The organism is Prevotella vespertina (assembly GCF_009728485.1).
In the GTDB taxonomy this organism is placed as follows: domain Bacteria; phylum Bacteroidota; class Bacteroidia; order Bacteroidales; family Bacteroidaceae; genus Prevotella; species Prevotella vespertina.
Window position 1 is genome coordinate 63,406 of record NZ_VVIQ01000001.1, and the last position, 12,398, is coordinate 75,803.

Consider the following 12,398-nt stretch of genomic DNA (forward strand, 5'->3'; position numbering starts at 1 on the left):
ATAAAGTTAGAAAAGATATAGATACATGGAACTAAAAGATATAAAGTCAGTATATTTCGTTGGTGCAGGTGGTATTGGAATGAGTGCTATTGCTCGTTATTTCCTTCATAAGGGATTAGTTGTTGCTGGGTATGATAAGACACCATCAGAACTTACCCATCAGTTAGAAAAGGAAGGAATGATGATTCACTATGAAGAAAATGTAAATCTCATTCCTGAAGCATGTCGGCAACCATTAACAACATTGGTTGTCTATACACCTGCGATCCCATCAACACATGCAGAATTGAAATACTTCCATGATAATAACTTTGTAATAGAGAAGCGTGCACAAGTGCTAGGAACACTTACTAGAACACACAAAGGACTCTGTTTTGCAGGTACCCATGGTAAGACGACTACATCAACCATGTGTGCTCATATCATGCACCAAAGTCACTTAGATTGCAATGCTTTCTTAGGTGGAATTTCTAAGAATTATGGCACAAACTATATCCTCTCTACCCACAGCGATTATGTTGTGATCGAGGCTGATGAGTTTGATCGTTCTTTCCATTGGCTACGTCCTTGGATGAGCGTTATTACATCTACCGATCCAGACCATCTAGACATATATGGCACGAAAGAGGCTTACCTTGAAAGTTTCCGCCATTACACAGAACTCATACAACCAGGTGGTGCACTCATTATTCATAAGGATCTTGAGATGAAGCAACATGTACAAGAAGGGGTCAAAGTATATAATTATAGTCGTGAGGGAGGTGACTTCCATGCTGAGAATATCCAAATAAAGAATGGTACTATAACTTTTGACTTTATTTCTCCTATAGAAATAGTGAAGAATGTAGAGCTTGGTCAACCCATCCCAATCAATATTGAAAATGGTGTCGCTGCAATGGCTATGGCACAACTCAATGGTTGTACCGCTGAAGAGCTACGTGAAGGTATGAGAACCTATGGTGGCGTTGATCGCCGCTTCGACTTCAAGATAAAGAATGATCGTCATGTATTCCTATCTGATTATGGTCATCATCCAAAAGAGATATTACAGAGTGCTAAAAGTTTGAAGGAACTTTATTCAGATAGAAAGATAACAGCTATCTTCCAACCGCACCTCTATACGCGTACTCGTGATTTCTATAAAGACTTCGCAGATGCATTAAGTCACTTTGATGAGGTTATCCTTACTGAGATTTATCCAGCACGTGAACAACCAATAGAAGGTATTACAAGTAAGCTCATTTACGATAACCTACGCCCCAATATAGAGAAGAAGATGATACAAAAAGACGATGTTCTTGATTTCGTTAAATCACGTGACTTCGATGTACTTGTAGTGCTTGGTGCTGGTAACCTCGACAATTATGTACCAGAAATTGCCGAGATTATCAAAGCTAAAGAGCAAAAACTAAATTGAAAGTTTTAAATACATAAAAGGAAAAAGCATCCTAAAGAAAAGATAAGACATGTACATTCAGTGGAAAAAGATTATTATCACTGCGCTGGACATCATACTAGCTTTCTATCTCATCATGGCTGTTACCGCTTGGAACAACCCAGATGAGCAAGGTAAAGTATGCACGAAGGTGAACATAGAAATATCTGATTCCAAGAATGCTGGATTCCTTACAGCAGAGGAGATAAAGCATATCTTACAAAAGAACAATCTCTATCCTCTTAATAAAAAGATGGAGAATATCAATCCACGAGACATCGAAGAAACTCTCAAAGATGGACCTTTTGTGAAGACTGCTCAATGTTACAAGACGGAGAACGGACATATTAACATACAGATTACTCAACGTATGCCTATCATCCGTATAAAGAGCCAACATGGTGGTGACTACTATCTTGACGACAATGGAGGAATACTCCCCAATTCTAAATATACAAGCGACTTGATTATTGCAACAGGTAATATAAATAATATCTTTGCAAAGCTCTATATTGCACCACTTGCTAAGGCTATCAGTGCATCGCCTTTTTGGATTAATCAAATAGAGCAAATAAATGTACTCCCAGATTATGGTATAGAACTAGTTCCACGCGTGGGAGACCATATAATCTTCATGGGGTATTTACCTCTTAATCGCAACAGGTGGACACGTAACCGAGAGATTAACTCTTTCGTAAACAACAAATTATCACGATTGGAGAAGTTCTATCGATATGGTTTATCACAAGTCGGATGGAACAAGTATTCATATATTGATATTGAATTTGATAATCAGATTGTTTGCAAACGAAGAGATGCGGAAGCTGAAAGAAAAGAAGCAGAAGCTATCACCAAAGAAGCTAAAGAAGAAAAGAAAAAAGACAGACAACGTACAGAGGAGGAGGAACGTGAGAAAGCACGTAAAGAGGTTGACCGACAAGAACAAGTAGCAGATGGTCCAACGGAATAAGTCAACATGCAATCACGTAGAAGAATGTACATGTATCAGACAGAAAAGAACATTAAAACTAAGAAATATAATACTTAACGAATATGGCAGAGTTCATAGTAGCCATTGAATTAGGCTCATCAAAGATTATGGGAATCGCCGGCAAGAAAAATCTTGACGGTAGTATCTCCGTGCTAGCCGTTGCTAAGGAAGATGCATCACAGTGTATTCGCAAAGGTGTAGTCTATAACATCGACAAGACCGGACAGTGCCTCACCAGCATTATTAATAAGCTCAAGAAACAACTGAAATATGAGATTTCTCAGGTTTATGTAGGTGTAGGAGGACAATCTATACGTAGCGTTCGTAACGTTATTGTTAAGGATCTTCCTTCAGATACCATCATAACATCAGATATGATAAATGAGCTGATGGATGCTAACAGAAATATGACTTACCCTGAGCAAGAAATCTTAGATGCTGCTACTCAGGAGTATAAGGTTGACAACCAATACTCCCTAGACCCTGTCGGTATTAAGGCCACACGTTTGGAAGGAAACTTCTTAAACATTCTATGGCGCAAGTCATTTTACAACAACTTAAATAGCTGTTTTGAAAAGGCAGGAATAGCAATAGCAGAAATGTACCTAGCACCATTAGCCTTGGCAGATGGCGTACTCAGCGAAGCCGAAAAACGTGGTGGTTGTGTACTTGTCGACCTTGGTGCTGACACCACGACCGTCTCTGTCTATTATAAGAATATTCTTCGCCACCTCGCTGTAATCCCATTAGGAGGCAATAATATCAACAAAGATATAGCGTCCTTGCAGATGGAAGAAAAAGAAGCTGAGTCCATGAAACTGAAGTATGGTTCTGCATTCACTGACAATAACGAAATTGACAACAACCTTAAATACTCTATAGATGCCGAACGAACAGTAGACAGTCGGAAGTTCATCGAAATCGTTGAAGCACGTGCAGAGGAAATTATCGAGAATGTATGGTGTCAGGTTCCATCAGAATATACAGACAAGCTCCTCGGTGGAATCATACTTACAGGTGGAGGTATGAATCTTAAAAATATCGAATGTTTAGTACGCAATGTTACACGTATAGAAAAGATTCGTAAGGCTAAGTTCGTCACACAAACCATTACCTCAAGTCATGCTGAAATAACTGCAAAAAATGGTGAAACAAACACCATATTAGGCTTACTAGCAAAGGGAGACATGAATTGTGCTGGTGCAGCATATAACCCTGCTGCTAACACCCTCTTTGAAGCAAAAGATGTAGCTGTAGCCCATCCAATAGAGACAACAGCTACAAACACTAATACACGTCCACAAGGACAAGGTTTTGTCCCCACTCCAGAAGAGAAACGTAAAGCTGAAGAGGAACGCCGTAAGAGAGAAGAAGAAGAACGCAAGCTACGCGAAGAGGAAGAAGCAAGAGAACGTGAAAGAGAAGAAGAAAAACGTCGCAATAGTTTCTGGAACAAGTTCGTTCGCAAAGCAAAGGAATTTGGAGGCAAGATGCTAGAAGACGAAGAGTAACACTTTCATGGGATACAAATAATAAGTATATTCATCATATAGACACATACTGTTATGACAGATAATAATAATAAAATAGACGTATTAGACTTCGGCGATGGCGACGTTACTGACAGCATAATCAAAGTCATTGGTGTTGGTGGTGGCGGTGGTAATGCCGTCAACCACATGTATAAAGAAGGTATACATGACGTAACCTTCGTCCTCTGCAACACAGATGCACAAGCTCTCAACGATTCTCCTGTTCCCGTTCATTTACAACTAGGAAAGGAGGGATTGGGAGCAGGAAACCGCCCTGAGCGCGCAAGACAAGCAGCCGAAGAAACCATCGATGACATCAAGAAGATGCTCAATGATGGAACAAAAATGACATTCATCACGGCTGGTATGGGAGGCGGAACAGGTACAGGTGCTGCACCTGTCATTGCACAAGTCAGTAAAGAACTTGGTATCCTCACTGTTGGTATTGTCACCATTCCTTTCCGCTTCGAAGGTGCAAAGAAGATTGATCAGGCGCTAGACGGAGTAGAAGAGATGGCTAAACATGTTGACGCTCTTCTCGTTATTAACAACGAAAGATTACGTGAAATCTATCCAGAACTTAGCCTCCTAAACGGATTCCGTAAAGCTGATGATACGCTTAGCGTTGCAGCAAAAAGTATTGCAGAAATCATCACTGTACATGGTATTATGAACCTCGACTTCAATGACGTGAAGACGGTTCTAAAGGATGGTGGTGTAGCAATCATGTCAACAGGTTATGGTGAAGGAGAAGGCCGTGTAAAGCAAGCAATAGAGGATGCACTTAACTCACCATTACTAAACGACAACGATGTCTACAAGTCCAAGAAAATCCTTCTATCCATCAACTTCAATAGCAATGACAAGGACAACCCTGGCTTGACTATGGAAGAAATGGGGGATGTAACCGAATTTATGAATCATTTCAGCGAAGACTTCGAACTGAAATGGGGATTGGCAATTGACCCAGAACTTGATCAGAAGGTAAAAGTAACCATCCTTGCAACTGGTTTCGGCATAGAGGATGTTGATGGTATGGGACGACACATACAGAAACTATCCGCAGAAGAAGCAGCAAGAAGAGCCGATAATGAGGAGAAAGATGCTGAACGTCGTGACCGCCGTGAACGTTTCTATAGGGACAACAACAACACTCAATACAAACATCGCCCTCACATCTATCGCTTTACAGCAGATGAGCTTGACAATGAAGATGTAATTCTTGCCGTAGAGAATACACCTACTTACAAGCGCACAAAGCAAATGATAAAAGACATCAAACACATCAGTTCTCCAGAGACAGGACAGGAAGAGACTGATTCTAAAGGTACGGTTGAAGGCGTAATTAGCTTCGTTTAATCACGTTGATAAAATATTAAAGGCGAGAGAAGAAGGTATATCGAAATAGCAAGCAAGCTATGAGGTATACCTTCTTTCATATCGCTTTCTACCCAAAATATTATCTTTGGCGTAATGGACATTTGGTAGGCTGAAACCTCTCGGAATTCTTTTATTTAACGTGAGTTCGACGAATTCTGAACAATGAAAGCTGTGTGTCAATGGTTCTTTGTAGATTGATGCACGGCTTCTTGGGAAACAGGCAATAGGCGGCAATGTTACTTTTCAACTTAGTAATAAACTGTATTTCGTCAACGAAATGTCTTTGAAAGAGGTTCTTTTCGGTGTAGTCTTTAAATCCAAGTTAGATAAATCAAGCCCCTTTGTCGTGTGTTTACTTTTCTCTATTATGACTCTGTGGGACCCCTTGAATGGATGAAATCAGTTTTTAATATCTGTAAAAAGCTAGACATAGGTTTCTTGCATTGGTCTTTGAATTTTATTATTTTACCTATTGGTCATTAATACTAACCTTTAAGCCTGTTAACACTAACCTCTGAGCCTATTAATGCTAACCTTTTTGAACTTTAATCATTAACATTTGAACTTACGACTTTCTTCCATTGTTGCTGTTTCATGCATTAGGTAGAGGCTAAGAGTCAGCGGTTGGAGGTAGAGGATGGTGCTTCTTTTTCTTTTCTGTGCTGCAAAGGTAAGTAGAATTTTTAAGAAAACATTAGTTTTTCGAGGTACTGGGATAACAAGTATTGCAAATGGCTCTGTAATAACTTGTGTTACAGAGAGATAAACAAATGAAGAATGAGGAACGATAAGACAGAATGATTTGTTTTTTGCCCTTTGCCTAATGGGATAAAGTTCAATTAATCACATCAATCACAAAATCACAATCACAAAATCACAAAAAGGATTTTCAATGTGTAAAAGGGATTCCTAATATAATATAATACCTTATTAATAAATAATAATATATAATGATATATTATCTACATAAAGAAAAAGCATGATACTACCATAATTGATTTTGTGATTGTGTGATTGTGATTTTGTGATTTTCCTAAATATCATAATAACAAGATAAACATAATGGCGGTACTGTCTTAAAAAAGTGTGTAAGCCCATATTTTTCTTATCTTTGTATTTGGAAACTTTAAAATAAAGAAACAATGGAACTTACACAATTACAGATTACAAATTACATTAAGGTATACGTAGGTTGCGGAGAGCATGAAGCATATCAATCAAAAAGATCACTCAACACTTGAAGACTATTTAAGTCTGGCATATTCGGCACATGAATACGATAATAACGCAGGATCAGATTGGCAATTCGATTCCTATCTACACGTGAAAGGCGGAAAAGATGCATATTCTCATAATCCATTCTAATCAGTTGATGAATGGCAGTGGCTTCTGTTGGGAGAAGATAATCAGTATGAAGAGGAATACTATGAGTAAACGACGCAGTGCGTAAGTCAAAACATACCCCTTCATGATAAGCCTCTAAATTAGGAAAGAAACCTATAAACCGACTTAGACGCATCATAAATACAAGATGGAAATTGGCGTAACTACGCACTGCACCATCCAACCATTGCAAACTAGCACACACATAATTGTAAAGCTGAAGGTTCTGCTGTTCACTTCGTGTAACATGAAATAAGAACTCAGAGAGGAATAGCAAGATAGCCGATTTGATGGGATCAAAAGGAATAGAAGCGTATGGATAAAGAATACGAACCTCCTTTATATGCTGTAAGGAAGTATGCGGTCGATAATCAAACTCAAGCTCTAACAAAGTTAAAGGCTGAAAATACTGTTTCTTTATCTTTCCTTTGGCAGTCTTAGGTATGCGTGTAATGAACGAAATACGCCCTTCTTGTTCGGTGAACATATCTATAATGAGCGATGCTTCACCAAACTTCATACTACGTAAAACTATGGCTTTTGACTTTAAAATCATATAAATTCTTGTGCAAAAGTACAAAAAGACAACATTATAAGGAAATTTATTCGAGAAAAGTTTGGTAGGTTCGAATAAAAGAAGTACCTTTGCACCCGCAATTCGATATGGTCCCTTCGTCTATCGGTTAGGACGAGAGATTTTCATTCTCTAAAGAGCAGTTCGACTCTGCTAGGGACTACAAGTAAAATAAAAGAAGAACAAAGATGGCAAATCACAAATCATCATTGAAAAGAATACGTCAGGACAAAGTAAGGACGTTGCACAATAGATATTACGCAAAGACAATGCGTAATGCTGTTCGTAAGTTGCGCAATATGACGGATAAGGAAGAGGCTGTAAAGCTCTATCCTGTTGTGCAGAAGATGTTGGATAAGTTGGCAAAGACCAACATTATTCACCAGAACAAGGCAGCTAACCTCAAGTCTGCTCTCTGCAAGCACGTTGCTGCATTAGGATAAAAGAACTTCAGTCATAGCTGAAACGAATAATAGAGCCATAACTCAAATGAGTTATGGCTTTTTTTATAGATAGATTTAATTAGGCTCTTTCATACACCTTCTTAAATGTTTTTAGCAAGTTTTTATTTCCCCATCTAAAGGAAAAATAGTATCTTTGCATACTATAAGAACAATCTAATAAAAATGGCAGAAAATCAAGAAAACGAGAATAATTACTCCGCCAGTAACATCCAAGTATTAGAGGGATTAGAGGCTGTACGTAAGCGTCCAGCCATGTATATTGGCGACATCAGCGAGAAAGGTCTTCACCACCTGATTAATGAGACTGTCGATAACTCTATCGATGAAGCGATGGCTGGCTACTGTCAGAATATCGAAGTAACTATCAACGAGGATAACTCCATTACGGTTGAAGATGATGGTCGTGGTATCCCTGTTGACGAACATAAGAAACTTCACAAGAGTGCCCTTGAGGTTGTTATGACTGTGCTACACGCTGGTGGTAAGTTCGACAAGGGTTCTTATAAGGTCAGCGGTGGTCTACATGGTGTAGGTGTAAGTTGTGTTAACGCCCTTTCCACACACATGATGTCACAGGTGTATCGTGATGGAAAGATTTATCAGCAGGAGTATGAGAAAGGAAAGCCACTCTATCCTGTAAAGGTTGTAGGCGAAACCCAGAAAACAGGTACACGTCAACAATTTTGGCCAGACCCAACGATCTTCACAACAACAGTTTATCAGTGGGACATCGTTGCACGCCGTATGCGTGAGTTAGCTTATCTAAATGCAGGTATTAAGATTACGCTCACTGACCTGCGTCCAGACCCAGAGACGGGCAAGACTCGCACAGAGGTTTTCCATGCTAAGGATGGTTTAAAGGAGTTTGTCCGTTATGTTGATCGTCATCGTCAGCACCTTTTCGATGATGTTATCTATCTCAAGACAGAGAAGCAAAACATCCCTATTGAGGTGGCTGTGATGTATAACACTGATTATACGGAGAACATCCATTCATACGTTAACAATATCAACACCATAGAAGGCGGTACTCACTTACAGGGTTTCCGTGCAGCTTTGACCCGTACACTAAAGGCATACGCTGACAATGACCCACAAATATCTAAGCAAATTGAAAAGGCTAAGATAGAGATAGCAGGTGAGGATTTCCGTGAAGGATTGACAGCTGTTATCGCTATAAAGGTGGCAGAACCACAATTTGAAGGTCAGACAAAAACGAAATTAGGAAATTCCGAAGTAGCAGGTGCAGTACAACAAGCAGTTGGCGAGGCACTCTCTAATTACCTGGAGGAGCACCCTAACGAGGCTAAGATGATATGCAACAAGGTTATCTTAGCAGCTACAGCACGTGTAGCAGCACGCAAGGCACGTGAGAGCGTACAGCGTAAGAACGTGATGAGTGGTGGTGGTCTGCCTGGTAAGCTAGCCGATTGTTCCAACAAAGATCCCAAGGATTGCGAGATATTCCTTGTAGAGGGTGACTCTGCTGGTGGCTCTGCAAAGCAAGGTCGTGATCGTTACACACAAGCCATTTTGCCACTCCGAGGTAAGATTCTGAATGTTGAGAAAGTTCAACGACACCGCGTATTCGAGGCAGAATCAGTTATGAATATCATTCAATCGATTGGTGTTCGATTTGGAGTAGAGAATGAAGGTGACTTCGAAGCCAATATTGATAAGCTCCGTTACGATAAGATTATCATCATGACCGATGCCGATGTCGATGGTTCACACATCGACACGCTGATTATGACGCTATTCTATCGTTATATGCCGAAGGTTATCGAGCAAGGTCATTTGTATATTGCCACCCCACCCCTCTATAAGTGTACTTACAAGAAGGTAAGCGAATATTGCTACACCGAACAGCAGCGACAAGCTTTCCTGGACAAATATGGTAATGGAGTAGAAGATGGTAAAACCATCCATACACAACGTTATAAAGGTCTTGGTGAGATGAATCCTGAGCAACTTTGGGAAACAACAATGGATCCAAAAACACGCCTATTGAAGCAAGTAACGATAGAGAACGCTGCAGATGCTGATGAAATCTTCTCAATGCTGATGGGAGATGATGTCGAGCCACGTAGAGAGTTTATTGAGAAAAATGCAACTTACGCTAATATCGATGCATAAGTCATTATAAACAATAAATAAATATTACTCCCCTCCTCATGAGATAAGGAGGGGAGTCTTTCTTTTACCCAATAACAACCTAAACAATGAAACGAATCTTATTCTGTATATCCTTATTAGCTATTGTTGCCAGTGTCAAGGCACAACAACCGACAATGCGATTATGGTATAACCAACCTGCTCATTTCTTTGAAGAGAGTCTTCCCTTAGGTAATGGCAAGTTAGGGGCATTGGTTTATGGTGGTACTCAAAAGGACACAATCTATCTGAATGATATCACTTATTGGACAGGAAAACCTGTTGATCCAAACGAAGGATTGGGTAAAGCTAAATGGATTCCAGAGATAAGAAAGGCTCTATTTACTGAGGATTATCGCACAGCTGACTCCTTACAACACTTTGTTCAAGGCGAACAATCAGCCTCTTATCAACCGCTAGGAACATTGAATATCATTAATCTAAACACGGGGGCAGTCTCTAATTATTATAGAGAGCTGAACCTAGATAGTGCATTGGCGCATATAAGCTACCAACAGAATGGTATTCAATTCACACGCGAATATTTCGCAACTCATCGTGATAGTCTTATAGCCATACACATTAAAGCTAATCAAGCTGGAGCCATAAACCTCCGCATCCAACTAACGGCACAGACTCCTCATAAGGTTAAAGCAACGAATAATCAGTTGACAATGACGGGGCATACAACAGGTTCAGAGACAGAGAGCGTGCACGCTTGCACAATCGTAAGATTATTACCTCAAGGTGGAAAGGTTATAGCTTCTGATAGCACGCTCACACTAACCAATGCTGATAATGCCACCATATACATTGTCAATGCCACGAGTTTTAATGGTTTCGACAAGCATCCCGTCAAAGATGGGGCAAGCTATATAGACAATGCTGTCAATGCTGCTTGGCACACACAAAACTTCACATATAATGAATTCAAAGACCGACATATAAAGGAATATCAGCAGATTTATAATCGTGTTAAATTAAAATTAGGGAATAAGGAATATACGAACAATCTGCCAACGGATCAACTCCTGCGTCGCTATTCATCATCAACAGCACCACTCCCAGAGGCTGCACAACGCTATTTGGAGACTCTCTATTTCCAATTTGGACGCTACCTCCTGCTCTCTTGTTCACGTACTCCAAATATCCCTGCCAATCTTCAAGGATTATGGACACCGCACCTATTCTCACCATGGCGTGGAAATTACACGATGAACATTAACCTCGAAGAGAATTATTGGCCTGCCGATCCTGCTAATATGTCAGAAACTATCCAACCGCTGATTGGCTTTGTCAAAGGTTTGTCGGCAACTGGTAAGTACACAGCACGCAACTTCTATGGCATAAATGAGGGCTGGTGTGCTGCTCATAATAGCGACCCTTGGTGCAAGACTTCTCCCGTTGGAGAAGGAAAGGAAAGCCCCGAATGGGCAAACTGGAACCTCGGTGGTGCCTGGTTGGTCAACGCACTTTGGGATCATTACCTATATTCACAAGACAAGCAGTTACTTCAAAACACAATATACCCACTTATGGAAGGCTCTAGCAAGTTCTTCCAACAATGGTTGGCTACCAATCCCAACAAGCCAAACGAACTGATTACAGCGCCTAGTACTAGCCCTGAGAACGAATATGTAACAGATAAGGGTTACCACGGAACAACCTGTTATGGTGGTACGGCTGACCTAGCCATTATCCGTGAATTATTCATGAATATGCAGCAAGCACGTAAGTCTCTTGGTTTGAAACCTGACAAAGAGATGGATGATAAACTGAATCGCTTGCATCCTTATACTGTAGGTTCTCAAGGCGACTTAAACGAATGGTATTACGATTGGAAGGACTATGATATACATCACAGGCATCAGTCGCACCTAATAGGATTATATCCTGGTATGCACTTACAGGCGCTAGCTAATCAAACGAAAGATTCTACAATCTTAGCCGCAGCACGCCAAACACTCATTCAGAAAGGCGATGAAAGTACAGGATGGAGCACTGGATGGAGAATCAATCTATGGGCACGATTGGGTGATGGAAATCATGCTTACAAGATTTACCAAAACCTTCTTTCATACGTCTCACCCGAAGGGTATCATGGGAAGGATGCCGTGCATCATGGTGGAACCTACCCTAACCTCTTCGATGCTCACCCACCTTTCCAAATTGATGGAAACTTCGGTGGTACAGCTGGAGTGTGTGAAATGCTGGTGCAAAGTTCGGTTGATATGACGGCTAAGAAGCCTGTTTACAACATCCACCTCCTCCCCGCTTTACCCAATGCGTGGGCAAATGGAGAGATAAAAGGTATAAGAACGCGCGGCGGTTTAACCATCGACATGAAGTGGGAAAACAAACTTGTAACATCTTTACAAATAAAGGCTGATACAGATGTAGACGTCAACATCACTTATAACAATAAGTCTTCAAAAATGAAATTAAGGAAAGGTGGGATTATTAATATCTCATCTTGTAAATAAAA

At 40.3% G+C, this 12,398-nt stretch carries 8 protein-coding genes and 1 pseudogene; 7 read left to right on the forward strand and 2 right to left on the reverse strand.

Features of this window, described 5'->3' with window-relative positions; all coding sequences use genetic code 11:
• Window positions 1-25: 25 nt before the first annotated feature.
• The 4 genes from murC (at window position 26) to ftsZ (ending at window position 5,317) form a co-directional block, all read left to right on the forward strand.
• Window positions 26-1,417 carry a UDP-N-acetylmuramate--L-alanine ligase gene (gene murC / locus F0475_RS00255; protein WP_155714887.1) on the forward strand — a complete coding sequence of 464 codons (1,392 nt, stop codon included), beginning with the start codon at window positions 26-28 and terminating at the stop codon, window positions 1,415-1,417.
• A 49-nt stretch (window positions 1,418-1,466) separates the two neighbouring features.
• Window positions 1,467-2,405, forward strand: a complete 939-nt coding sequence (locus F0475_RS00260; RefSeq protein WP_155714888.1) for a cell division protein FtsQ/DivIB — start codon at window positions 1,467-1,469, stop codon at window positions 2,403-2,405.
• 83 nt (window positions 2,406-2,488) lie between these two features.
• Entirely contained in the window at window positions 2,489-3,937 is a 1,449-nt protein-coding gene (gene ftsA / locus F0475_RS00265) for a cell division protein FtsA (protein ID WP_155714889.1), read from the forward strand.
• A gap of 54 nt (window positions 3,938-3,991) precedes the next feature.
• Window positions 3,992-5,317 (forward strand): cell division protein FtsZ, encoded by a 1,326-nt coding sequence (gene ftsZ / locus F0475_RS00270; RefSeq protein ID WP_009434739.1) that lies wholly within the window; start codon window positions 3,992-3,994, stop codon window positions 5,315-5,317.
• A 151-nt stretch (window positions 5,318-5,468) separates the two neighbouring features.
• On the opposite strand, the pseudogene F0475_RS11990 reads toward ftsZ, so the two are convergent.
• Window positions 5,469-5,660 (reverse strand): annotated as a pseudogene (locus F0475_RS11990) (hypothetical protein); the annotation flags it as partial.
• Window positions 5,661-6,551: 891 nt separating this feature from the next.
• Entirely contained in the window at window positions 6,552-7,277 is a 726-nt protein-coding gene (gene recO, locus F0475_RS00275; protein WP_155714890.1) for a DNA repair protein RecO, read from the reverse strand.
• A gap of 206 nt (window positions 7,278-7,483) precedes the next feature.
• Between recO and rpsT the strand changes: the two genes are divergently transcribed.
• The 3 genes from rpsT (at window position 7,484) to F0475_RS00290 (ending at window position 12,396) form a co-directional block, all read left to right on the forward strand.
• Complete coding sequence (rpsT, locus tag F0475_RS00280; protein ID WP_155714891.1) at window positions 7,484-7,738, forward strand: 30S ribosomal protein S20; 255 nt, start codon at window positions 7,484-7,486, stop codon at window positions 7,736-7,738.
• A 183-nt stretch (window positions 7,739-7,921) separates the two neighbouring features.
• Window positions 7,922-9,895 (forward strand): DNA topoisomerase (ATP-hydrolyzing) subunit B, encoded by a 1,974-nt coding sequence (gene gyrB / locus F0475_RS00285; protein WP_155714892.1) that lies wholly within the window; start codon window positions 7,922-7,924, stop codon window positions 9,893-9,895.
• 86 nt (window positions 9,896-9,981) lie between these two features.
• Window positions 9,982-12,396, forward strand: a complete 2,415-nt coding sequence (locus F0475_RS00290) for a glycoside hydrolase family 95 protein (protein WP_155714893.1) — start codon at window positions 9,982-9,984, stop codon at window positions 12,394-12,396.
• Window positions 12,397-12,398: the final 2 nt, after the last annotated feature.